Source organism: Microbacterium sp. LWH10-1.2 (genome assembly GCF_038397765.1).
Lineage (GTDB): Bacteria > Actinomycetota > Actinomycetes > Actinomycetales > Microbacteriaceae > Microbacterium > Microbacterium natoriense.
Genome location: NZ_CP151638.1, coordinates 485,154 through 508,501, shown reverse-complemented (window position 1 = coordinate 508,501; position 23,348 = coordinate 485,154). Strand labels below are relative to the sequence as shown.

Here is a 23,348-nt window from a genome sequence, read left to right as displayed (position 1 = left end):
GGTGCTGCGCCGACGAGCAGAGGGGGCGTCGACGGATACGGAGTGCGCGGCTCAGTCGATCGGCTCGATCACCGGGATCGACGTCGTGATGACGGGAACCGACGCCGACAGGCGCGTGCCGTCCTCACGGCGCGCACCCTCGAACTGACGCAGCGTCGGGCGACCGGCGATGACGGGCCCCTGATCGGCCAGCGGCACGACGACGGCATCCTCCGTCGTGGCGACGAAAGCGGCGCCGCGCACGGTGAACGGCACGGGGTCGCCGGAGCGCACCTCGACCGTCAGCGCGTCCCTGCTCACCGTGACCTGGATCGCAGAGCCCTGCCACTGCAGCGGGTACGAGAGCGACGGCCAGTCGGCCGGGAGCCGCGGGTCGAAGCTGAGCTCGCCCGCGTAGTCGCGCATGCCGCCGAAGCCGCTCACCAGCGCGGTCCACACGCCGCCCGCCGACGCCACGTGCACACCGTCCGCCGCGTTGTGGTGCAGGTCGTGCAGGTCGACGAAGATCGACTGCTCGAAGTACTTCAGCGCGAGGTCCTGGTAGCCGACCTCGGCCGCCAGGATCGACTGCACGACGGCGGACAGTGTCGAGTCACCCGTCGTCAGCGGGTCGTAGTAGTCGAAGTCGGCGCGCTTCTCCTCCGGCGTGAAGTGGTTGCCCTGCAGGAACAGCGCGAGCACGACATCGGCCTGCTTGAGCACCTGGAACCGGTAGATCACGAGGGGGTGGAAGTGCAGCAGCAGCGGGCGCTGGGTCGCCGGAGTGTGCGCGAGGTCCCAGACCTCGCGCTCCAGGAACAGCGAGTCCTGCGGGTGGATGCCGAGGCCCTCGCTGTACGGGATGAACATCGCCTCCCCCGCGCGCTCCCACTCGTCGGCCTCACCGGCGCCGAGGCCGGTGCGCTCCACGAGGAGGGCGTAGTCCTCCGGGAAGTCAGCGGCGATCTCTCGCACCACCTTCGCGGCGTAGCGCAGGTTGTAGCGCGCCATGACGTTCGTGTAGAGGTTGTCGTTCACGACGGTCGTGTACTCGTCGGGCCCCGTGACGCCGTGGATGTGGAAGGTCTCCCGGCCGTCGGACACCCGCCAGAAGCCGAGCGTCGCCCAGAGCCGGGCGGTCTCGATCGCGATGTCGGCGCCCTCGCGGCGCAGGAACTCCTCGTCTCCGGTGGCGCGCACGTACTTGCCGAGCGCGAAGCTCACGTCGGCGTTGATGTGGTACTGCGCCGTGCCGGCAGCGTAGTAGGCCGAGGCCTCCTCGCCGTTGATCGTGCGCCACGGGAACAGGGCGCCGGCCTCGTTCAGCTGCTCGGCGCGGCGGCGCGCGGCGGGCAGCATCAGAACACGGGCACGCAGCGCGTTGCGCGCCCACTGCGGCGACGTGTAGGTGAGGAAGGGGAGCACGTAGATCTCGGTGTCCCAGAAGTAGTGGCCGCTGTAGCCGGACCCGGAGACGCCCTTCGCCGCGACGCCCGTGCCGTCTGCGCGCGCGGATGCCTGGGCGAGCTGAAGGAGGCACCAGCGGGTCGCCTGCTGCAGGTCGTCGTGACCGCCGATCTGCACGTCGCTGCGCTCCCAGAAGGCGGCGAGCCATTCGGCCTGACGCTGGAACTGCGCGGCCACGCCCTCGACGACGACGCGGTCGAGCGACCGGCGGCAGCGGTCGACCAGCTCGCGCGGGGGCACTCCACGGGACGTGTGATAGCTGACGAGCTTCGTGACCGTGATCGGCACGCCCGCCTTCGCCTGCACGCGGAACACGTTCTTGGCGATGTCGGACTCGATCAGCGTGCGGGCGCTGTACTCGTTCTCCGTCTCGACGATGTGGTCGGCGACGACGGCCACCGTCATGCCCGACGCCGCGACGCGGTACGACAGTGCGGAGCGCAGGCCGTCCTGCCAGTGCTCGGCGGGTTGCAGCACCCGCTCGGCGATCTTCTCGGCCTTGCGGGGGTCGAAGCCCGCGCCCTGCGCCTCCACAGGGGTGCCGGCGTAGACGCCCGCGCCGTCCTGCCGGTTCAGCAGCTGGCAGCTGATCGTCACGGGGGCGTCGGAGTTCTCCACGACGACCTCGAGCCGGAGGATCGCGAGGTGGCGCTCCTCGAAGCTGACGATGCGCTCATCGCGCATGCGCACCCGCTTGCCCGACGGGGTCTCCCAGACGACGACCCGCTCCAGCACACCGGTGCGCATGTCGAGCGTGCGGCGATACTCGCGCACGTCGGCGTCGTCGAAGGAGATGGGCTCGTCGTCGACGTAGACGCGCATGACCTTGGCGTCCGGAGCGTTGACGATCGTCTGCCCCACCTCGGCGAAGCCGTAGGCCTGCTCTGCGTGACGGATCGGCCAGGTCTCGTGCAGGCCGTTGATGAACGTGCCGTGCTCGTGCGCGCCGCGTCCCTCGATGTGGTTGCCGCGGAGTCCGAGATAGCCGTTCCCGACGCCGAACAGCGTCTCACCCACCCCGTCTTCTGTGTAGCGCGTCTCGATCAGGCGCCAGGGGTCGACGGGGAAGCGGTCGCGGTCGATCATGCAATCTCCTCGGAGTCGGGTGCGAAAGCGGACAGGTCGTCGACGACGACGGTGGCTCCTGCGGCGCGCAGCGCGTCGGCGCCGGTCCCGCGGTCGACGCCGACCACGGTCGCGAAGCCGGCGGCCGCGGCGGACGCGGCGCCGGACGTCGCATCCTCGACGGCCACGCTGAGGGCAGGGTCGACGCCGAGGGCGACGGCCCCGGCACGGAACATGTCGGGTGCCGGCTTCGAGGCCAGCCCGTCGTTCTCGGCGACGACGCCGTCGACGACGATGCGGAAGAAGGAGCGGATGCCGGCCGCGGCCAGCACCTCCTCCGCGTTCTTCGAGCTCGACACCACGCCGAGCGGGATGCCTGCGGCACTCAACCGCTCGATCAGGGCGAGGGAGCCCGGAAAGGGCGCGATGCCCTCGCTGCGCAGCGACGCGGCGAAGGCGTCGTTCTTGCGGTTGCCGATGCCGCAGATCGTGTCGGCGTCCGGGGCGTCGTCGACCGCACCCCACGGGATCTCGACGTTGCGGCTGCGCATCAGGCTGGCGACGCCGTCATAGCGCTTCTTCCCGTCGACGTAGTCGAAGTAGTCGGCATCCGTGTAGGGGGGCTCGATGCTCCATTTCGCGAAGACATCGTCGAACACGACCTTCCACGCGCGCATGTGCACCTCGGCGGTCGGCGTGAGCACGCCGTCGAGGTCGAAGAGCACGCCGTCGGCGGCGAGCAGATCGGGAAGGGCTTCGGGCACAGGAGCCTCCAGGAGAAGGACGAGGGGGTCGGCACCTCTCCGTGCCACTGTGCCAGCGTAGTGCGGAGGGCCGGGTGAGGTAACCCCCCGAATACGCCGGTGTCGGACGCGTGGGTCGCGCGGGCGGATGCTCAGAGCATCTCGGCGGTCTGACGCGCGATCTGCAGCTCCTCGTTCGTCGGCACGACGAGCACCGTCACCGGGGAGTCGTCGGTGGAGATGCGCCGGATTCCGCGTTCGCGGGCGGCGTTGCGGGCGGGATCGATCTCGACTCCGGCGAATCCGAGCGTCGCCATCGCCTCGGCGCGCACGGGCGCCGCGTTCTCCCCGACTCCCGCGGTGAACGAGATCACGTCGACCCCTCCGAGCTGCGCGATGTAGGCGCCCGCGTAGGCGCGGAGCCGGTGGACGTAGACGTCGAAGGCGAGCGTCGCCGCCTCCTCCCCCGCCTCGCGACCAGCGAGGATGTCGCGCATGTCGCTGCGTCCGGCGAGCCCCGCCAGTCCGCTGCGGGTGTTGAGCAGGGCGTCGAGGGCGTCGATCGTGTACCCGGCCCGGCGCGCGAGATGCACCAGCGCCGCGGGGTCGATGTCTCCCGACCGCGTGCCCATCACGAGCCCCTCGAGCGGTGTGAGCCCCATCGACGTCTCGACGGATCGGCCGCCGTCGATCGCCGTGACGGACGCCCCGTTGCCGAGGTGGAACACGATCTGGCGGAGCGTCGAGAGGTCGCGCCCGAGGAAGGCCGCCGCGGCCTCGCTGACGTACTGGTGGCTGGTGCCGTGGAAGCCGTAGCGCCGCACCCTGTGCTCGCGGGCGAGCTCCGCGTCGATCGCGTACGTGTACGCCGCGGGCGGGAGCGTCTGGTGGAAGGCGGTGTCGAAGACCGCGACGTGCGGCACATCGGGGAACACGGCCTCCGCCGCGAGGATGCCGGCGAGGTTGGCCGGGTTGTGCAGCGGCGCCAGCACCGCGAGCTCCTCGATCTGGCGCTCGACGTCGGCGTCGATCAGCGTGGGGGCGAAGAAGCGCGCCCCGCCGTGCACGACGCGGTGACCGACGGCCACGGGCGGATGCTCGTCGAGGGAGGGTCCGTGGGCGGCGAACTGCTCGAGCATGACCGCGAACGCCGCATCGTGGTCGGCGATGTGCTGCTCGCTGCGATAGTCGGCGTCGAGCATCGTGACGACGGCATCCGCTGTCGTGTCCGGTCGGACCGTGTGCCGAACCGGGCTCGACTCCTGGCCGATCCTCTCGATCAGGCCGCTCGCGAGCTCGTGCTCGCTCTCGATGTCGATCAGGCTGTACTTGAGCGACGAGGAGCCGCTGTTGATGACGAGGATGGCGCTCATGCCGCCCCTCCCTGGGCCTGGATCGCCGTGATCGCCACGGTGTTCACGATGTCGTCGACCAGCGCCCCGCGGGAGAGGTCGTTGATCGGCTTGTTCAGCCCCTGCAGCACGGGGCCGATCGCGACCGCTCCCGCCGATCGCTGCACGGCCTTGTAGGTGTTGTTGCCGGTGTTCAGATCGGGGAACACGAACACGGTGGCCCGTCCGGCGACGGCCGAGTCGGGGAGCTTCGCCTTGGCGACGGCGGCGTCGGCCGCGGCGTCGTACTGGATCGGACCCTCGACCAGCAGCTCCGGCGCCCGCTCGTGCACGAGGGCCGTGGCCGCGCGGACCTTGTCGACATCGGCTCCTGAACCGGACTCCCCCGTCGAGTACGACAGCATGGCGATCCGCGGCTCGATGCCGAACTGCCGCGCGGTGGCCGCGGAGGAGATCGCGATGTCGGCGAGCTGCTCGCTCGTCGGATCGGGGATGACGGCGCAGTCGCCGTACACGAGCACGCGGTCGGCGAGCGCCATCAGGAACACGCTGGAGACGACCTTCACGCCGGGCTTCGTCTTGATGATCTCGAACGACGGTCGGATCGTGTGCGCGGTGGTGTGCGCGGCGCCGGAGACCATGCCGTCGGCGAGGCCGGTGTGCACCATCATGGTGCCGAAGTACGACACGTCCGTGACCGTGTCGGCGGCCTGCGCGAGCGTGATGCCCTTGTGCGCGCGCAGCCGCGCGTACTCGGCGGCGAAGCGCTCGACGAGCTCGGGGTCGTGGGGGCTGAGCACCTGCGCCGCCGAGATGTCGGCGCCGAGCTCGATCGCCCTCGCGCGCACCGTGGCCTCGTCGCCCAGGATCGTCAGATCCGCCACCTCCCGGGCGAGCAGCGTGGACGCGGCCTGGAGGATGCGGTCGTCGTCGCCCTCGGGCAGGACGATGCGCCGCCGGTCGGCGCGGGCGCGCTCGATGAGGCCGTACTCGAACATCAGCGGCGTGACGACGCGCGACTCGGCCAGGCCCACCTGGGTGGTGAGCTCGGCGACGTCGACGTGCGCCTGGAAGAGGCTGAGCGCCCGGTCGTAGCGCGCCCTCGAGTCGGGCGAGATGCGCCCGCGTGCGCCCATCACGCGCACCGCGGTGTCGTAGGTGCCGAGATCGGTCGCGATGATCGGCACCGTCGACGTGAAGCCGTCGAGCAGCCGCACGATCGGCTCCGGCAGCGGGAACGGACCGTTGAGGATGATGCCCGAGACACGCGGGAAGGTGCCGGAGGCGTCGGCGAGGAGGGTGGCGAGCAGCACCTCGGTGCGGTCAGCCGGGATCACCACGACCGATTCCTCCGTGATGCGGGGCAGCACGTTCACCATCGACATGCCGGCGACCACGATGGTGAGGGCCTCGCGGGCGAGACGGTCGGGGTCGCCCTTGATGAGGCGTCCGTCGACGGCGGAGAGGATGCCGCGGATCGACGGCGCGACGAGCGTGCGGTCCTCGGGGATCGCCCACACCGGCGTGCTCCGCGCCGGACGCACGGCCGAGACCGCGTCGGCGACGTCGTCGAGCGCATCGGGGTCGGCGCGGTTCACGATGACCGCGAACAGCTCGGCGCGCTCGGCCTCGAGCTCCGCGAGCGCGAGGGCGGCGATCTGCCCGACGGCGGCGGCCGAGCGGGCCGTCGTGGTGCCGAGCTGCTCCGCCTGACGCTGACCGTCGCGGCCCGAGAGCACGAGCAGCACAGGAGCGGCGAGGTTCGCCGCGATGCGCGCGTTGTAGCCGAGCTCGGCCGGGCTCGCCACGTCGGTGTAGTCGCTGCCGACGATCACGACGGCGTCGCACTGCGCTTCGACCGCCTTGAAGCGGGAGACGATGGTCGACAGCGCGCGCTCTGGATCGTCGCGCACGTCGTCGTAGGTGACGCCGACGCAGAGGTCGTAGTCGAGATGGACGCCGTCGTGCGCGAGCATCAGCTCGAGGATCTCGTCGCGATCCGCCACCGAGCGGGCGATCGGGCGGAACACGCCCACACGCGGGCTGACGCGCATCAGCGCGTCGAGCACTCCGAGCGCGATCGTCGACTTGCCGGTATGGCCTTCGGCCGAGGTGATGTAGATGCTCTGCGCCACGGGCTCAGCCTAGACGCGCCGCCTGTGCGGCGCCCGCGTCCGGCGCCGTGCATCCGCTCGTGAGGGCGTCGACCACGGCGGTCGCGTCCTCCTGGTACCGCGTGTAGTAGTCGGCATCCGTGTTGACCTGCACGCGGTGGATCGCGTGCGACGCCGGCATCTGCTGCCAGCCCTCCAGCGTCGAGAGCTTGCCGTAGAACAGCGTGGCGGCCGTCGCCGGGTCCATCCGCTGCTCGGCGCTGCCCCACCAGTCCTGCTGCTGGAAGAGCCCGATGCTGGTGGTCCTGGTCCCGTCGGGGTTGCGGAATCCCGACGTCTCCCAGTCGCCGTAGTCGATGTTGCGCAGGCTGCTCTCGCCCATGGCGGTCATCACCCCGAGGATCTGCCCGTCGCGTCCGAATCCGAGGGCGGATGCCGTGAGCATGATGGTCGCGGCGTTGTCCAGCTGCTCCCCCTCCCAGCCGGCGATCCCCGCATCGGGGAAGCCGGCGGGCTCCGTCGCGCAGTAGACGGCGGGCTCGTGGGCGAGTCCGAGGGGGATCAGCACGGCCGCTCCGACCACGACGACGATCGCCGCGCTCCACAGCGAGATGCGGCGCAGCATCCGCCTGCGCTGCGACCGGAGCTGGGCGCGCCTGCGCGGCGACGGCCTGCGTCGGCGCGGGCGAGCACGGGCGGAGGCGCGGCGGGCCGTCGGCCTTCGCCCTGTGCGCGTCTTCGTCATGTGCGGCGGTCCGGACGCCGTCCGGCGAACGCGGCGAGCGCACCGCCGACGGCCCCGAACAGGTGGCCCTGCCAGGAGACGCCGGCACCCGCGCCGAAGATGCCCGTGAGCATGGTGCCGCCGTAGATCCCGATGACGACGAGCGCGACCACGGCGTAGAGGATGCGGTGCGAGACGCGGCCCGGCGCGAACACCCTGGTGACGAGGTAGCCGAAGTAGCCGAAGACGAGACCGGAGGCGCCGACCGTGAGGGTGCCGGGGGCGTTCACGAGCCAGGTGCCGAGCCCGCCGATGACCGTCGCGAACGCGGTGACCGCCCAGAACCTGCGGGGGCCCTCGATCGCGACGATGCAGCCGAGGACGAGGAAGGGCACCGAGTTGCCGATCAGGTGCGGCCACCCGGAGTGCAGGAGCGGCGCGAGCACGATGCCGCCGAGTCCCGCCGGGTCCCAGGAACGGATGCCGAAGACGGAGAACGAGCCGGGGAGGATGCTGTCGGCCAGCTGCACGATCCACATCACGGCGAGCAGTGCCACAGGAGAGGCGAATCGACTCAGCGTTCTCGGCTGCTGCTGCTCCACGGTGCTCACCCGTCGATTCTCGCAGGACGTCCTGAGGAGTCGCCGGGCAAAAGAAAAGACCCTCCGCGCACCCAGCAGAGCCCGGTTACCCTTGCTGCGTTTCCGCCCTGGGGGAATTGGCCTGGATGCCGCCGCGCGGAGAGCCGTCGTCAAGTCTAGCCGACGAGAGCAGGGCTGATGAACAGGTTCAGGGACCTGCAGAGAGGTTACGATCGGATCACGCGCGCAACGCTGCGCTCACGCGAGAGGGAACGCATGCTGGAGAACTCCCCCCTGAGTACGACCTCGATCACCGCCGAGCAGTTCGCGGAGCAGACAGCCGCGATCCTCGGCTCGGTGGGTCAGGTCATCGACGGCAAGCCGGATGCCGTGCGCAGCGCCCTCGTCTGCCTGCTGGCCGAGGGGCACCTGCTCATCGAGGACGTCCCCGGCGTCGGCAAGACGATGCTGGCGCGAGCCCTCGCCGCGAGCGTCGACGCCACCGTCCGCCGCATCCAGTTCACCCCCGACCTCCTGCCGGGAGACGTGACCGGCGTGAGCGTCTACAACCCGGTGGATCGCGAGTTCGAGTTCAAGCAGGGCGCCGTGTTCGCGCACATCGTGATCGCCGACGAGATCAACCGCTCGTCCCCGAAGACCCAGTCGGCGCTGCTGGAGGCGATGGAGGAGGGCCAGGTCACGGTCGACGGCTCCACGCATCCCCTGCCGCAGCCCTTCCTCGTCGTCGCCACCCAGAACCCGCTGGAGATGGAGGGCACCTACGCTCTGCCCGAGGCGCAGCGCGACCGCTTCATGATGCGCATCTCGATGGGCTACCCGGATGCCGCGGCAGAGGCGCTCATGATCCGACAGCGCGACACGGTGAGCCCGCTCGCGGGAGTCACGGCCGTCGCCGATGCGGCATCCATCTCCGGTCTGATCGCCTGGGCGCGGTCGGTGCACGTCGCCCCCGCCATCGAGGAGTACACGGTCGCGCTCGCCCAGGCGACGAGGAACGACCCGAACCTCCACCTGGGTGCGAGCCCGCGTGCGACCCTGCAGCTCATCCGGTCCGCGAAGGTCTGGGCGGCGCTCGACGGCCGCGACTTCGTGATCCCCGATGATGTGACGGCCCTGCTGATCCCCGTGCTCGCCCACCGTCTTCTCCCCGCACGCGGAGCCCACCGCGCCGGCGCCCAGCCGGTGGAGGCGGCCCTGCGTCAGATCGTGGAGCGCGTGCGCGTGCCGGTGGCGTCGCGCGCCTGAGCGGCGGACAGCATGAGACGACGTCGAGCCCTCACCGCCAGGGGCGCAGGTGCGCTCATCGCGGGTCTCGGCTGCCTGCTCGCGGCGAACCTCGTCGGGGCGCCGATCCTCATCTACGTCGGCATCCTCCTCCTCGCCCTCACCGTGTTCTCGCTGCTGGCGGTGCACCTGCCGCGGCGCAACGGCGCGGTCGCCCGGCAGATCTCCACCGATCTCCTCACGGTGGCCGAGACCTCGCGGGTGACGCTGCGGTTCGATCTGCGCGCGATCCGCATCCCGCACGGCCTGTGGCGCGACGTCCTCCCCGATGCGGTGTCGGGCGACTCGGCCGGGGAGTACCCGCCCGAGAGCGGGCAGCTGAGCTACCTCATCACCGGCGTGCGCCGCGGCGTCTGGGCGATCGGACCGCTGGTGCTGCGCACCGTCGATCCCTTCGGCATCGCGCAGCGCGAGCAGGCCTTCGGCGAGACCCGCACCGTGACCGTCGTGCCCGAGATCATCACGCTCGCCCCGCTCGCCGTCAAGGTGGGGGCGGCGGGCGGCACCGCCCACACCTCCTCGAGCAGGCTCGGGCAGGGCAGTGACAACCTCTCTCCGCGCCGGTACATCGCCGGCGACTCCATGCGGCGCATCCACTGGCGTGCGACCGCGCACCGCGGGCAGCTGATGGTCAGGCAGGAAGAGGAGGAGTCGAGCCCCGACGCCCTCGTCGTGCTCGACCGCAGCTCGGCGCGCTGGGCCGCGCCCGGTGAGGACGCCGATCCGGCCTTCGAGGCCGCCGTCTCACTGTGCGCCTCCGCCGCGGTGCATCTCGTGCAGGAGGGCTACGGGGTCGACGTGGTCGACAGCGCGGGCATCCTGCTCGGCACTCTCCGCGGACACGAGGAGGACAGGGAGGGTCTGCTGGTCGCTCTCGCGATGGTCACTCCGCGGGGCGAGCCGCGCGACCTCGCGACGGTCATGGGAGGCACCCCGCCCGGCCCGCTCGTCTACATCACCGGGCGCCTCGACGAGGAGACGGCCGAACGGCTGCGCCCTGCCGGCGCCGCGGCGCCCATGCTCTTCGCCGCCGAGCTCGACGAGGGCGTGGAGCAGACCGCCGTCCACCACGGCTGGCGTGTCGCCGCTCTCGGCCCCGACCTCGCCGAGGCGTGGGAGGACGCGCTCCCGGAGCGGATGGGGGTCGGCGATGTCTCGCGCTGAGCCCCGTGCCCCTCTCCTGTCGTGGCATCGCGACGACGAGCTGAGCGAGAACCGCATCGCCCAGGGCGCCCTCGCCGCCGCGGCGGCCTTCGTCGCGGCGTGGCCCTACACCTCCGTGATCAAGCCGGGCGCCTGGTCCTTCGCCGTCGTCACGGTGGTCCTCGTCATCGTGGCGGTCGGGATCGCCGTGCGCACCCTGCTGATCCGCCGGAAGCGCTGGATCCGGGAGACCGCAGCCATGATCGCGCAGGCGGTCGCGGCGCTGGGCGTCCTCACGATGCTCGTTGCCGGAGACACCGCCATCTTCGGAGTCGTGCCGACCTCATCGACCTTCACCGTGTTCGGCGCCCTCGCAGCGACGGCCTGGGAGCAGGTCGTGTTCGGCACCGCGCCGCTCGACAGCACGCCGGGTCTCCGTGTGATCATGGGCGCCGGCTTCGCTCTCGTCGCATTCCTCCTCGACCAGCTCGTCGCCCAGAGGAGCGCCGTCCTGGCCAGTGTTCTCGTCGCCGTCGTCGGCGCGACGCCGATGATCGTCACGCTCGGCGACGCGAACGTCGTGTGGTTCGTGATGCTCGGCGTCATGATCCTGCTGCTGTTCCGGCAGTCCGCGAAACGCAACCCCGAGTCCTCTCAGCGCGTGTCCACGGGCATCGCGGTGGGCGCCGGAGCCGCCGCCGTCGCCGCGGCGCTCGTCATCGCGCCCATCGTGCCCGTCTCGGCATCCCTCGCCGGGACGGGCGTCGGCGTCAGTGTCGACGCGTCGCTGCGCCTGGGGAACGACCTGCGTCAGCCCGACCCGGTCGAGGTGCTCACGCTCGCCACGGCGGAGAACACCGCTCCGTACCTCCGACTGACCACCCTGTCCCGCTTCGACGGCAGGGTCTGGCATCCGGATCGCGGTGACACCCAATCCCTGAGCGACGGATTCGGGGCCGCGGAGTGGACGGAGGACGTCGCCGCGAAGGACGTCACGACCTCGATCCGCGTGCTGCGCATGTCGAGCTCGTGGTTGCCCGTTCCCTACCCCGCGACGAGCGTCCAGGGCCTGAGCGGCGCCTGGAAGCTGATGCCGGAGAACCGCACGATCGTCTCGAAGACGGCGGATGCCGTCGGCAACGACTACACGGTCGCGTCTCTCAGGGTGAATCCGTCGCTGGAGCAGATCAGAGCCGTGCCCGCGGCCGCGGCGGTGGTCGACCCGGACGACGAGCCGCTGGAGCTCCCCGACGTCATCCCGACCACGGCGCGCGAGGTCACGGCGGATGCCACGAGCGACTACGACCGTCTGATCGCACTGCAGACCTGGTTCCGCACCGAGTTCTCCTATTCTCTGGAGACGCCGGTCGATGAGGGCTTCGACGGCACCGGCGCGGACGCCGTCGCGCAGTTCCTCGACGTGCGATCCGGATACTGCGTGCATTTCGCCGGCGCCTTCGCCCTGATGGCGCAGAGCCTGGGGATGGACGTCCGCATCGTCGTCGGATACCTGCCGGGCACGCGCACCGACGAGAAGCGCGGCGAAGAGACCATCTACTCGGTCTCCAGCGATCAGCTGCACTCCTGGCCGGAGGTCCTCTTCCCCGGCATCGGCTGGGTGCCTTTCGAGCCGACGGCCTCTCTCGGCGTGCCCACGGCGTTCGTATCGGCGACGACGACGGGCTCCGGCCCTGGGGGCGCGGCCACCCCCGCGCCCACGACGGCCCCGACCTCGGAGGCCACGAGCGGCCCCGAGATCGATCGGACAGATGCGGGCGGAAACACCGGCGGCGCCAGTGCCCTGCGTCAGCTCGACCCGATGCCGGTCGTGCTCACCGCGTTCGGAGCGCTGGTCGTGCTCCTGCTGCCGGCGCTGATCCGCCTCGGCATCGGCACGGCGCGACGTCGCCGAGCGCGACGGGGAGATGCGGCGTCCGCGTGGACCGAGCTGCGGGCCACGCTGATCGACCTGGGCATCGCGCTGTCGGATGCTGATTCGCCCCGCTCGCGCGGCGCCGCCCTCGTGTCCGAGCACGGCGTGGATCCGGAAGCGATGCGGGCGCTGACGGATGCCGTCGAGCGCGCGACCTATGCGCGCTCTGCCGACTCGGCGGATCTGGCCCCCGCTCTGGGCGAGGTTCTCGCACAGCTGCGTCGCAGCGTCGATCGGCCGTCGCGGCTCAGGGCGCTGCTGCTTCCGCGTTCGCTGTTCGCCGGACGCGGCTCGCAGGCCCCGCTGCTCGTCTGACGGGAGTGCCGGCCGCGCTCAGGCGTGCACGTGGACCGGGCACGGCACCGCCGCGCATGCGTCGCACACGACCAGCTGGACCCGGCACGAGAGGTCGGGGCAGTTGGCCGTGCGGTTCGTCGCCGTTCCGCACCCCGCGCACTCTCCGATCACGGCTGCATGGTCGGAGAAGTCGACCGAGCCGCGCTTGTCGAACACGTAGAGCGAGCCCTCCCAGAGGCCGTCGTCTCCGTACTGCTCGCCGTAGCGGACGATGCCGCCCTCGAGCTGGTACACCTCGCCGAAGCCCCGCGACGCCATCAGGCTCGACAGCACTTCGCACCGGATGCCGCCCGTGCAGTAGGTGACGACCGGCTTGCCCTTGAGGTCGTCGTAGGCTCCTGAGTCGAGGAGCTGCACGAAGTCCCGCGTGGTCTCCGTATCGGGGACGATCGCGTCGCGGAAGCGTCCGATCTGCGCTTCGAGCGCGTTGCGTCCGTCGAAGAAGACGACCTCGTCTCCTCGTTCGTCCATCAGTGCGTGCAGGGCCTCCGGCGAGAGCCGGGTGCCACCTCCGATGACGCCGTGCTCGTCGACCCTGAGCTCCCCTGGAGCACCGAAGGACACGATCTCCTCCCGCACCTTCACGCTGAGCTTGGGGAAGTCGATGCTGCGACCCTCGGCATCCACTCCGGTCCCCTCGCTCCACTTGATGTCGACGCCTTTGAAGGGCGCGTACGAGCGGAACGAGCGCGCCCACTTCTTGAGCGCGACGAGGTCGCCGCCGAGCGTGCCGTTGACGCCGTCCTTCGAGATCAGGAGCCGCCCGCGGAGGCCGAGCGCCTCGCCGAGATCACGCTGCCAGAGCCGGATGGCCTCGGGGTCGGCGAGCGGGGTGAAGACGTAGAACAGGACGATCTTGGGGGTTGCCACCAGGGAATCCTACGTCGTGACCACGCCCTTCAGAGACGGTCGCGGCGACGCAGCACCAGGACCACGACCACGGCGAGCGCGACCGCCCACCCCATCGCCACGAGCGACGCGACGGGAGCGGCGAGCCCTCCGTCGGCGAGGCCCGCGGCCGACAGCAGCGCGCTGAGCGGAAGGACCCTCGCGACGTCAGGCGCGGCATCCGACAGCAGGAGAGGCGGCGACAGCGTCGCGGGCACCACGAACAGCACGAGGACCGGGCTGCGCACCAGCACGCCGACGAGATACCCCCACAGCCCCGCCGCCGCGAGGATGCCGACAGCGGCGGCAGCCTCCGGAACGCTCAACAACGCGCGACCGGTGACGAGGAGGAACGCTGCCTCGATCATCGCGATCCCGAACACCCCGAACAGGAGCGTCGAGGCCACGGCAGAGACCGCGCGTGATCCGAAGACCACCACGCCGGAGGTGAAGAGATGATCGCGCGCCAGCACGCCCGATCGGTCGGCGAGCGCCGGGCCCAGCGCCCCCAGCACCGCCGCGAGGATCACCAGCCCGCCGACGAGAGATGCGCTCATCGTGGCTCCGAGCGCATCGACGACGGCGGGCGGCGCCGATCGTACATCGCTCGGCAACGACGCCGCGATCGACAGCGCCGAGAGCAGCGCGACGGGGAGGAACACCCAGGGCAGGGGGTCTCCGCGCAGCCGCCGCAGCTCCGCGGAGAGCCCGCGGACGACCTGCCCGCGCATCGGGCCGCCCCACGGCCTCGCCCCGCCGGCGCTCAATGCTCTCGCCGCCGCACCGCACCGACCGCGAGCACGACGGTGACGGCGCTCCAGCCGAGCAGCACGAGCGCGCTCCCCCACCACGGAAGCAGCCCGTCGACCGGCGCCCCGGTGACGCCCGCGAAGGCGCCGACCGGAAGGTATCTCTCGACGGCGGGCACGTTGAACAGCAGCGGGAGCTCGATCATGATCGGCACGAGCAGGACGATCGCGGACACCGCGTAGTAGCCCTTGATGACCCAGCCCAGGGACACCCCGATCACACTGCCGAAGATCGCCGCGAACACCGACCCGCCGACGATCCCCCAGAACGCCCCGTCGATCTGCAGGCTCCGCCCCACGGAGGAGAGCAGGACCGCGGACGCCGCCGCCCAGATCGCCGCCCCGACGAGGCACAGGACCACGGCGGTGATCGCACTGGCGAGGAGCTTCGCGAGGAGCACCCGCCGGATGGATCCGATGACGAGCGATCGCGACATGGAGTGGTAGTAGTACTCCCGCGACACCGAGTAGCTGCCGAGGTACATCGCCGTGATGCCGATCGCGGCGAACAGGCCGAACACGATCCGTGTCGCGTTCCCGTCATCGAGATCGGTCAGTCCGTCCAACGACGGGCCGACCGTGACCATCAGCGCGGGGATGAGGAGCGTGAAGGAGAAGATCCCGAGCATCGCGAGCCCGCTGACGCCGCGCAGCAGCTCACTCCGGAGGAAGTCAGACATGGACGTTCCCTCCCTCGGCGCCGTCGATGAGCCCGAAGTACCCCTCTTCGAGAGTCGTCGCCCCGTCGGCCGTCAGCGCCTCCAGCGGACCGTCGAACAGCTTGCGCCCGCGCATCACGACGACCTCGTCGACCGTCTGCTCCAGCTCGGCGAGCTGGTGGCTGGAGATGAGGACGGTGCCGCCCTTCTCCGCGAAGGATCGCAGGAATCCGCGCAGCCACCGGATGCCGCCGGGGTCGAGCCCGTTCGCCGGCTCATCGAGCACGAGGAGCTCCGGGTTCCCGATCAGCGCGGTCGCCAGGCCGAGCCGCTGCCGCATGCCGGTGGAGAACCGCTTCACCCTCTTGCCGGCGTGGGCGGTGAGATCGACCTGCGCGAGCACCTCGTCCACACGGGTCCGCGGCATGCCCGCGGCGAGACGGTAGATGTCGAGGTGCCGGCGGGCGGTGATCCCGGTCTCGAATCCGAGGCCGTCCATGTGCACGCCGACCCGGCGCGCAGGGTTCGTCATGGCGGCGAAGGGGGCTCCGAAGAGCGTGGCGGAACCCGCCGTCGGATGCAGCAGGCCGATGAGACCGCGCATCGCCGTGCTCTTGCCTGCGCCGTTCGGGCCGAGCAGGCCCACGATCGCTCCGGACTCGACCGTGAAGCTGAGGTCTCTGACGACGGCATCCCCTCCGTAGCTCTTGGTGAATCCGTCGAAGCTGATGACCGCTGTCATGAGCCTTCTCCTCTCGATAGGGGGCGGGTGCGTGTGGCACGACCGATCAGACGATCGACGTGCCGGTGGATCGGGGCCACGAGGTGGGGATGCTCTCCGGCATCCGCCCTCGTGAGCAGCTTGGTCAGGACGTAGAGCTGGGAGACGACGCCGTCGTCGGAGTCGAGGTCGTCCGCGAAGCGCCGGGTGATCTGCGCGACGACGTCGGGCTGCGCAAGGGAGTGGCAGAGCAGGAAGGCGGCATCGTAGCCGCGCGGCGCCAGCCCCCACGCCTCCCAGTCGACCATCGCGAACGGCTCCGCATGCAGGTTGTTCCAGTGCAGGTCGCCGTGGGCCGCCCGCCAGTCGCCGACGTCCGTGTCGACGTCGAGGCCGAAGAACACCGCGATGCGGCGGCGGATGCCGTCGGGGTCGACGGCCCTGCGCGCGGTCGGCGCCACGGAGAGCGCATCGAGGCCGCCCGCGAGCGCGTTCCACCATGCCTCGTCGAGCGATGGAGCCGCGCGGAGCTCCGGGGTCGACTGGGCCGGGTGCCCGGGAACGAGCGTCATCAGCTCGGCGCGCACCGTGAGAGGACCGTCGGTCTGCTCGCGGACCTCGAGCACCCTCGGCTTCCGAACGCCGCTGATCGCACCGGCATCCTGATTGCCCGTCCACCAGGATCCGCGGGCCCACTCCGTCCTCGACCAGACGAGTCGGAGCCACAGCGCCTCCCCGCCCCGCGACACGGCGGCCCCGAGGGATCGGTCGCGCCACCCGAAGACGGGCACCCCGCTCGCTTCGGCGCCGAGAGCGCCGAGCTCCCTCTCCAGGGCCGAGCGCAGCATCCCCCGCAGCTCGTTCTCCGGGGCTGACGTGTGCGGTTCGGCCGTCATGCGCGCGCCTCCGATCCGAGCGCTGCGAGGGGGACGTCGAGGAACGTCCGCCACAACCAGGCGCCGAGCGATCGAGCATCGCCGTCGTCGACGCGGGCCCTGCCGAAGCGCGGAAGGGCTCCGCTCCGGACGTCGGACAGGGCGACTTGGACGCCATCCGCCCTGAGGGTCGACGGGGTCACCGGCACGAGCGCGGCGAGGTCGATCTCGCCCCGCTGGGGCTTTCCGTCGCCGACCACCGCGGTTCCGAGACGCCTCTGGATGAGAATTCCGCTGCTCTCGAGAGCCACGGGGGTCCCTGCCTCCGGGAGCGTCTCCCCCGCGGACGCCACGAGCCGCACCTCGCCGCCCTCGCTGACGAACCCGACGGTGCGCGCCGACGACACCGGGATCATGAGCACGGCGGCGATCAGGGCGCTTGTGGCGACGGCGGCCGCGGCCACCCGCCACGGATTCGGCGCGGACGCGGCGAGCGCCTTCGCCCCGCGCAGGAGCGCCCGGAAGACGACGGCGGCGACCAGACCGAGTGTGGCGAGGTAGCAGAGCGCCGGCACCGTCCCGAGACCCGCGACCGACGTGGCGTACCGGTAGAGCACGAACCCGACGAGCCCGACGGGGAAGAGCCGGCACAGGATGCCGTAGGCGATGAGCAGGCCGCGATGCCGCCCTGCGCGGTGGAGGCCGTCGGACTCGGGACGAGGACCGGCCGCACCCGTGGAGCGTGCCGCGCCTCCGAGGAGCCCGAGGAACGAGTGACCGGCGGCCGTCATCGCGTCTCTGCGCAGATGCGGCCAGTCCAGAGCGGACATGAGCGCGAGGTAGCCGTCGAGCTGAACGAAGGGAAGCAGGTTGAGGGCCGCGATCGCCAGGCACGACAGCGCGTACAGGACGAGTCCGGCGTGCAGGGAGTCGTCGACCACGAAGCGCGAGGCCACGATGCTCGCCGCCGCGCAGACGAGGTGCACCGCGGGCCCGGCGAGAGCGACGAGGACCCGCTGACGGCGACGCGACAGACGCCAGCCGTCGGTGACGTCGCAGAAGAAGGCAGGAGCCAGATAGAACAGCATGACGCCGATGCGTCGCGGGCTTCCGCCGAAGGCGCTGAGCGTCGCACCGTGTCCGAGTTCGTGCACGATCGTCGTCAGCACGATCGCCAGCCCGAGCCACGCGATCACCGAGAGCGGGAGCGGGCTCTCCAGCACCGCGACGATGTCGGACCAGCCGAGTGCCGTCGCGACCACCCCGGCGACGACGACCGCGGCGCCGATGACGACGCCGGGCGCACCCGCGACGGCGCGCGTCAGCGGACGCAGCGCGGCGAAGAGCGCCGACGGGTCGCCGACGCTCCACTGCAGCGTCAGCGGAGGTCGATACTGCAGACGTCGACCGCGCCGACGCGGGCGGCGGGCACGCGATCCGCGGGTGTCGGCGTCTGCGGCGAGCAGCCCAGCCCCGTCGAGACGCCGAGCGATCAGGCCGACATCGTCGGCGGTCCACGGGTCGCCGAGTGCGGCGGCGATCTCGGCGATGCTCCGGTCTCCCGTGAACCGCCGCGCGACCACGGCGACCGGCTCCGACACGCGCACGGCCGGCGCCCCGTCGCGCGCGATGATCCACTGCCCGGCGTCGGCGAGCGGATCGTCGACCGTGATCCCCGGCGCGAGCCTCGGCGTGGCGGTCAGGGGCAGCGGAGGCAGGACGGAGGTCACAGCGAGCACTCGATCATCGCGATGCGGCGGGCTCCCTCGGAGAAGCGCACGGGATGCGTGCCACGGACGACGAACCCCGCCTCCCGGAGTTCCGCCTCGAGCTGTCCGGCGTCGATCAACGCGACCCGCGAGGAGAAGGCCTCCGCCCGGAGCACCCCGCCCTCGCGACGCAGATGGACGACGCCCACGTCGCGCACTCCGGCCGCGGCATCCACCTCGTCGCTGAGGAACACCACCTCCGAGTCTCCGGTGGACACGACGAGCGCCTCGTTGTCGTCGTCACGGGGCCGGGCCACGTGGGCGGAGACGACGAAGAGGCCGTCGGGCGCGAGGTGCGCGCGGACAGCGGCGTACAGGGTCCGTCGTTCGGCGGCGGACAGCAGCGAGATCGAGGTCGTCGCGAGCACGATCAACCCGAACTCCCCGTCGATCCGGAAGTCGCTCATGTCTCCGAGCACCGGACGCAACGCAGGGAGCCCGGCCCGGTTAGCCCTCTCCTCGAGGAGGGCGAGCATCCGCGGCGAGGTGTCGAGAGCCACCGTCTCCCGCCCCGACCGCGCCAGAGGGAGGCTGAGTCGCCCCGATCCGCAGGCCAGTTCGAGGATGCGCCCGGTGCTGCGGCGCGAGATCCGCAGGATCTCGCGGATCTCGCTGTCGTCCCCGCGGATCATGGCGTCGTAGACCTCCGATCCGCGCTCGCTGTAGATGTCGGAGACGACGGCGTCGGGGTCGATCACCGCGAGGAGTCGCGCCGCGGCGCGGTTCAGGCCCTGTGTGGTCATGGCGGCCTTCTTTCTGGCGTGGGATGCTGGATGCGAGGTCGGGGGCATAGCGGATGCACGGTTCTCCGTGTCGAGCGGGTGTGTCACCCGCTACGCCCTCGACTTCTTTCTTCAGGTGATGCTCATCAGGTGATGGTGACGACCGCGCCGATGATGAGGATGATGTCGCCGACGATGATGTACCAGGGCTCGGGTGCGTCCATCGTCTCGATCTCTTCGAAACTCAGGTCCATGTGCTCACCTCCTTCGAAGGTGTCGGTCGAGCAGAATCAGGTGGCCGCGAGGCCGATCAGGCCGAGGACGACGCCGATCTTGACCGCGGCGTACCAGGTCCAGAAATCGGGAGAGTCCATCGACTCCAGCTCCTCGAAGCGCAGTTCGTTCGAGATCTCCATGTGCATTCACCTCCCTCCGAGGCTCAGTCGCGTCGGGACCCTCAGGTGAGTCCGGCCACGATCGCGACGATCATGATTCCGGTGCCGACCCCGTTCACGAAGTCGGACCATTCGGAGGGCGCATCCATCGTCGGAAGCTCCTCGATCAGCAGATCCATGTCGTTCGTCATCTCCCCATCACCTCCTCTCCCTGTCTCGGGCGAATCGCAGAGGCGTCGAAGGACTCTGCGAAGATGCTCGCGACGGCGTCGCGGTCGAGGCGGCCGAGCGCAGGCAGCGGCGCGCCCCAGGAGGCGAGGCATCGCTCCACGACGGCATCGAGGACCTGCGGCGCCAGAGCGGGAATCGTCTGCAGGCCCCACCTCGATCGGAGGGCGATCAGCCCGTCGCTGGCGTCCTCCGGGAGCCCCGGCGCCGCCTCGCGGATCCACGTCCAGCCCATCGCCAGCCGCTCCGACGAGCCCCATCGGAGGTCGCCGTCGGCGATGCGCCGCCAGATCGCCGGCAGGATCGCGAGCGTCGCCGGGATCTTGCGCGTCGCCGTCTCCCAGGAGAGCTCGTTCGCGAGGTACCAGTGCGGAGCCGCGTACGTGCGCCGGCCGACGAGCGCCCAGGAGCGATGCGTGGCGGCGCTCAGCTGAGAGGCGAACAGACGCTGCTCCGGGGAGAGGCGTCCTGCCCGCAGCTGCTCGGCGAGCCCCGCCGCGGCCATCACGATGCCGCGGGCGTCGTGATCGGCCGCGAGACTCGGAGCGCTCCCGACCGCCGGTCCCAGCACGCGGAGGATCACCTCCATCAGTCCCTCGCCCTGCAGCATCCGCGGAAGCGTCGCGGTGTGCACGGGATCGAGGACCGCGCCGTCGGCCTGCAGTCGCGAGCCGGAGAGCAGCCGTCGTCCCCACGACGTCGCGAGGCAGGCGACCCTGCTCGTCTCCGTGCCCGTGCCGAAAGTCGTCGAGATCAGAAGCAGCGGCAGATCCGGTCCCCTCCGCACGAGCAGCTCCGGCACCCGCACCAGGCCGCTCCGCCGCGCGAGGCTCTGCAGCGGGCCGGTCAACTGCGGAGTCACGAGCAGCATCCGCACGATCTTCGCGGCGTCCATGACCGACCCTCCGCCCAGCGAGATGATCGACGTCGCGCCCCTTCCCGCGGCCACGAGGGTCCTGATCACGGCGGAGTCGACGGCGGCAGCCTCCAGCGGGACATCGATCGCATCGCGCGGCAGAGCGAGGCCTTCGTGGGAGACCGCGGCATCGCGGATGACGAGCGGGCGGTCTCCGCGCGGAAAGCGCGTGAAGGCCGCCGCTGTGGCACCGGCTCCGGCGGTCACCCGCACCCTGCCGGAGGATTCGACGATGCCCCTCACGCGGCGGCCTCGTCGATGCCGTGCAGCACGGCGGTCTCCAGCTCATCGAGCTCCGCACGCTCGTAGACGTACGCGGGGATCAACTGGATGCAGCTCGGCCCCGGTTGCACGAGAGCGCCCGCACGCCGGACGGCTGTGACGACACCGGCCACCTCCTCGCCGCTCAGCGGCTCCCCTTCGCGGGACAGGACGATAGCCCGGAAGCACCCGGCACCTCGGACGCCGGTGACATCGGGATGGTCGCCGATCCGCGCGAGGGCGCCATCCAGTCGGGTTGCGAGACGGCCGGCGCGCGCGGCGGCGTCCATCCTCACGAACTCGGAGAGGGTCGCGAGGATGGCGGCGCAGGATGCCGGGGTTCCCGCCTGCGTCTCGCCGTGTACGAAGACCGCGTCGGCACGGTCGAAGAGGTCGCAGATCTCCTCCGATACGAGGACGGCGGCTGCCGCGGCCGCTCCGTTCGTCAGCGCCTTCGAGAGCACCATGATGTCGGGAGCCACCGGCCAGGATGCGGAGGCGAAGAGGGGTCCGGTCCGGGCGAAACCGGTGGCCACCTCATCGGCGACGAGGGCGATGTCATGGCTCGCACGGATCTCCGCCACCGCTGCCAGGAACTCGTCGTCGAGCGGGAACGCTCCCGAACCGAGAAGCGGCTCGAGCACGAGCGCGGCGATCCGCTCCCCTTCCCTGGCGAACAGCTGGCGGAGCTGCGCGCCCCCGTCGACCGCGGACACGTGTCGAACGCCTCTGCGATCGGCCGAGTACACCGTCTGGCCGAGTGGGTCGCCGCTGAGACTCAGCGCACCGTACGTCAGCCCGTGGTATCCCCCGTGCAGACCGACGACGATGGCGCGTTCGGGGCTCCCCCTCAGCGCGGCCGCCTGGCGGAGCAGTTTCATGGTCAGATCGTTCGCCGCAGACCCCGATGTCGAGAACAGCACGCGCGCGAATCTCTCGGACCCTGTGATGTCGATCAGTGCCTCCGCTGCTTCCTCGGCGTACGTGTGGGACGACCGGAAGAGCGAGAGATAGGACGCTGAGCGCAGCGCCTCGGCGACACGGTCCGCCACGGCGGCGTTCCCGTAGCCGAGCGGCACGTTCCACAGGCCGCTCGTGGCGCACAGTCGCGCCACGCCGTCTGCGCCGTGGACGCGGACGCCCTCAGCGCTGGTCGCCGTCGCGGACGGGTCGTCCCAGGCGCGGCGGGCCGTCAGGCTCTGCCAGACCGCGTGCCGTGCATCGCCCGTCATGCCACCGCACCGGAGAAGGTGAGGAGATCGACGCCCGCGTCGGCGAATCGCGCCCTGATCTCGGCGACGGCGGCGCCGGCCGACGCGGGCGAGCTGCCGGCATCCTCGGCGAGCATCTCGGCGGCACCCGCCTCGTCTCCGGTGGCGATGAGGCATTCGGCCCCGCGCGCGGCGTCCGCTCCGAGCCGGAAGCGGCGACGGGTCCTCGGTTCGACGAGGACGAAGTCGCCGTCGACCCCGGTCACCAGGAACGGCGCCTCCGGTGACGTCGCAGCCGCTGCGCGCCGGCGGTCGTCGAGCACCCCGACGAGATGACCGCCGAAGCCGGAGATCGCGGGCTGTGCCTGCGCGCCGTCCCACTGCCGCAGCAGATCGAGCGCCGCGATGTATCTTCCGAGCCATGGTCGGGATGCGAGCGCGTCGTCGAACTCGCTCCTGGCGACGATGCGCTCGAATGCTCGGCCGGGTCCTGCGGACGCCGCGGCTGCCGCGTCGAGTTCCTCCCGCAGATCGCCGATGACGCCGAGCAGCGCGCCGTCCGGGCCGTCGCGGTACTCTCCCGCGGCGGTCACGTGCACCCGCACGAGTTCCGCTCCGGTGTCGTGCCCCGAGAACGACGCCCGCGAGTCCAGGAGCACCGCGCCGCTGAGGAGCTGCTCCACGAACACACCGGAGGCTCTGGCCGTGTCGGCGTCCTGTAGGAACGCGTCGAGGCCGGCCGCCGAGTTCTGCCGCACGACGGTCAGCCCGACGATCGAGATGAAGGGCGCCGCCAGGTAGTCCTGCAGCTCGAAGGCGTGTCGTCCGTCGAGCAGCATCTCATCGCCGGCCTCCTGGAAGGAGCCGGTGTATCCGACCTCGTGACCGTCCGAGCCGATGTCGGCGCCCGGCGCGAAGATGATGTCGGATCCGGTGCAGATCCGGCGGACCTCGTCGAGGTGGGTGCCGGCTTCCAGGAAGAAGACGGTTCCCTCCACGATCGATCGCCGGGCGCTGACGTACTGCTCGAAGGCGGCCGCCGTCCGGTGATTCGTGCTCGTCGTCGAAGACGTCATGTCCACGCTCCCCCCAGTGCGTTCTCCGCGGGGCGTGAACACGGAGACTCAGATT

Annotated in this window: 22 protein-coding genes and 1 other RNA gene; 3 read left to right on the top strand and 20 right to left on the bottom strand. The window is 71.0% G+C overall.

The window, feature by feature from the left end; translation table 11 throughout:
* Positions 1–51: 51 nt before the first annotated feature.
* From MRBLWH10_RS02355 to ffs, 7 genes are all read right to left on the bottom strand, one after another.
* Positions 52–2,532 carry a glycosyl hydrolase family 65 protein gene (locus tag MRBLWH10_RS02355; RefSeq protein ID WP_341941497.1) on the bottom strand — a complete coding sequence of 827 codons (2,481 nt, stop codon included), beginning with the start codon at positions 2,530–2,532 and terminating at the stop codon, positions 52–54.
* A complete protein-coding gene (locus MRBLWH10_RS02350) occupies positions 2,529–3,275 on the bottom strand; it encodes a beta-phosphoglucomutase family hydrolase (RefSeq protein WP_341942553.1) in 747 nt (248 codons plus the stop codon). Before MRBLWH10_RS02350 ends, MRBLWH10_RS02355 begins: the two co-directional genes overlap by 4 nt.
* 131 nt (positions 3,276–3,406) lie before the next feature.
* Entirely contained in the window at positions 3,407–4,627 is a 1,221-nt protein-coding gene (locus MRBLWH10_RS02345; protein WP_341941496.1) for an acetate kinase, read from the bottom strand.
* Entirely contained in the window at positions 4,624–6,741 is a 2,118-nt protein-coding gene (pta, locus tag MRBLWH10_RS02340) for a phosphate acetyltransferase (RefSeq protein ID WP_341941495.1), read from the bottom strand. The genes MRBLWH10_RS02345 and pta overlap by 4 nt, the downstream gene beginning before the upstream one ends.
* 4 nt (positions 6,742–6,745) lie before the next feature.
* Entirely contained in the window at positions 6,746–7,345 is a 600-nt protein-coding gene (locus MRBLWH10_RS02335) for a hypothetical protein (RefSeq protein WP_105674120.1), read from the bottom strand.
* Positions 7,346–7,461: 116 nt separating this feature from the next.
* Complete coding sequence (locus tag MRBLWH10_RS02330; protein ID WP_341941494.1) at positions 7,462–8,055, bottom strand: rhomboid family intramembrane serine protease; 594 nt, start codon at positions 8,053–8,055, stop codon at positions 7,462–7,464.
* Between the two features lie 42 nt (positions 8,056–8,097).
* Positions 8,098–8,194, bottom strand: an RNA gene (ffs, locus tag MRBLWH10_RS02325) — signal recognition particle sRNA small type.
* Between the two features lie 107 nt (positions 8,195–8,301).
* Between ffs and MRBLWH10_RS02320 the strand changes: the two genes are divergently transcribed.
* From MRBLWH10_RS02320 to MRBLWH10_RS02310, 3 genes are read left to right on the top strand one after another with little or no spacing between them, the layout of a single operon-like run.
* Entirely contained in the window at positions 8,302–9,291 is a 990-nt protein-coding gene (locus tag MRBLWH10_RS02320; protein ID WP_341941493.1) for a MoxR family ATPase, read from the top strand.
* A 12-nt stretch (positions 9,292–9,303) separates the two neighbouring features.
* A complete protein-coding gene (locus tag MRBLWH10_RS02315; RefSeq protein WP_341941492.1) occupies positions 9,304–10,494 on the top strand; it encodes a DUF58 domain-containing protein in 1,191 nt (396 codons plus the stop codon).
* Positions 10,481–12,721 (top strand): DUF3488 and transglutaminase-like domain-containing protein, encoded by a 2,241-nt coding sequence (locus MRBLWH10_RS02310; protein ID WP_341941491.1) that lies wholly within the window; start codon positions 10,481–10,483, stop codon positions 12,719–12,721. Before MRBLWH10_RS02315 ends, MRBLWH10_RS02310 begins: the two co-directional genes overlap by 14 nt.
* An 18-nt stretch (positions 12,722–12,739) precedes the next feature.
* Here the strand turns inward: MRBLWH10_RS02310 and MRBLWH10_RS02305 are convergent, their stop codons facing one another.
* The 13 genes from MRBLWH10_RS02305 to mpaB form a co-directional block, all read right to left on the bottom strand.
* Positions 12,740–13,633 carry a rhodanese-related sulfurtransferase gene (locus tag MRBLWH10_RS02305; protein ID WP_341941490.1) on the bottom strand — a complete coding sequence of 298 codons (894 nt, stop codon included), beginning with the start codon at positions 13,631–13,633 and terminating at the stop codon, positions 12,740–12,742.
* A 29-nt stretch (positions 13,634–13,662) separates the two neighbouring features.
* The gene (locus MRBLWH10_RS02300) at positions 13,663–14,382 is read right to left on the bottom strand and encodes a hypothetical protein (RefSeq protein WP_341941489.1); all 720 of its coding nucleotides are present in this window, start codon (positions 14,380–14,382) and stop codon (positions 13,663–13,665) included.
* 32 nt (positions 14,383–14,414) lie between these two features.
* Positions 14,415–15,140: a hypothetical protein gene (locus MRBLWH10_RS02295; RefSeq protein WP_105674129.1), complete on the bottom strand. Its 726-nt coding sequence runs from the start codon at positions 15,138–15,140 to the stop codon at positions 14,415–14,417.
* Positions 15,133–15,861 carry an ATP-binding cassette domain-containing protein gene (locus tag MRBLWH10_RS02290; protein ID WP_341941488.1) on the bottom strand — a complete coding sequence of 243 codons (729 nt, stop codon included), beginning with the start codon at positions 15,859–15,861 and terminating at the stop codon, positions 15,133–15,135. The genes MRBLWH10_RS02295 and MRBLWH10_RS02290 overlap by 8 nt, the downstream gene beginning before the upstream one ends.
* Positions 15,858–16,736 carry a hypothetical protein gene (locus tag MRBLWH10_RS02285; RefSeq protein ID WP_341941487.1) on the bottom strand — a complete coding sequence of 293 codons (879 nt, stop codon included), beginning with the start codon at positions 16,734–16,736 and terminating at the stop codon, positions 15,858–15,860. The genes MRBLWH10_RS02290 and MRBLWH10_RS02285 overlap by 4 nt, the downstream gene beginning before the upstream one ends.
* Positions 16,733–18,445, bottom strand: coding sequence for a daptide biosynthesis intramembrane metalloprotease (mpaP, locus tag MRBLWH10_RS02280; RefSeq protein ID WP_341941486.1), 1,713 nt, complete (start codon positions 18,443–18,445; stop codon positions 16,733–16,735). The genes MRBLWH10_RS02285 and mpaP overlap by 4 nt, the downstream gene beginning before the upstream one ends.
* Positions 18,442–19,227 (bottom strand): daptide-type RiPP biosynthesis methyltransferase, encoded by a 786-nt coding sequence (gene mpaM, locus MRBLWH10_RS02275; RefSeq protein WP_341941485.1) that lies wholly within the window; start codon positions 19,225–19,227, stop codon positions 18,442–18,444. The genes mpaP and mpaM overlap by 4 nt, the downstream gene beginning before the upstream one ends.
* A gap of 125 nt (positions 19,228–19,352) precedes the next feature.
* Complete coding sequence (locus MRBLWH10_RS02270) at positions 19,353–19,460, bottom strand: daptide-type RiPP (RefSeq protein ID WP_341941484.1); 108 nt, start codon at positions 19,458–19,460, stop codon at positions 19,353–19,355.
* A 36-nt stretch (positions 19,461–19,496) separates the two neighbouring features.
* Positions 19,497–19,622, bottom strand: a complete 126-nt coding sequence (locus MRBLWH10_RS02265) for a daptide-type RiPP (RefSeq protein WP_258132543.1) — start codon at positions 19,620–19,622, stop codon at positions 19,497–19,499.
* Positions 19,623–19,663: 41 nt separating this feature from the next.
* Positions 19,664–19,792, bottom strand: a complete 129-nt coding sequence (locus MRBLWH10_RS02260; RefSeq protein WP_341941483.1) for a daptide-type RiPP — start codon at positions 19,790–19,792, stop codon at positions 19,664–19,666.
* Positions 19,789–20,988, bottom strand: a complete 1,200-nt coding sequence (locus MRBLWH10_RS02255) for an iron-containing alcohol dehydrogenase (RefSeq protein ID WP_341941482.1) — start codon at positions 20,986–20,988, stop codon at positions 19,789–19,791. The genes MRBLWH10_RS02260 and MRBLWH10_RS02255 overlap by 4 nt, the downstream gene beginning before the upstream one ends.
* Complete coding sequence (mpaD, locus tag MRBLWH10_RS02250; protein ID WP_341941481.1) at positions 20,985–22,238, bottom strand: daptide-type RiPP biosynthesis aminotransferase; 1,254 nt, start codon at positions 22,236–22,238, stop codon at positions 20,985–20,987. Before mpaD ends, MRBLWH10_RS02255 begins: the two co-directional genes overlap by 4 nt.
* On the bottom strand, positions 22,235–23,293 hold the full coding sequence (gene mpaB / locus MRBLWH10_RS02245; protein ID WP_341941480.1) for a daptide biosynthesis RiPP recognition protein: 1,059 nt from the start codon (positions 23,291–23,293) through the stop codon (positions 22,235–22,237). Before mpaB ends, mpaD begins: the two co-directional genes overlap by 4 nt.
* Between the last annotated feature and the right edge of the window lie 55 nt (positions 23,294–23,348).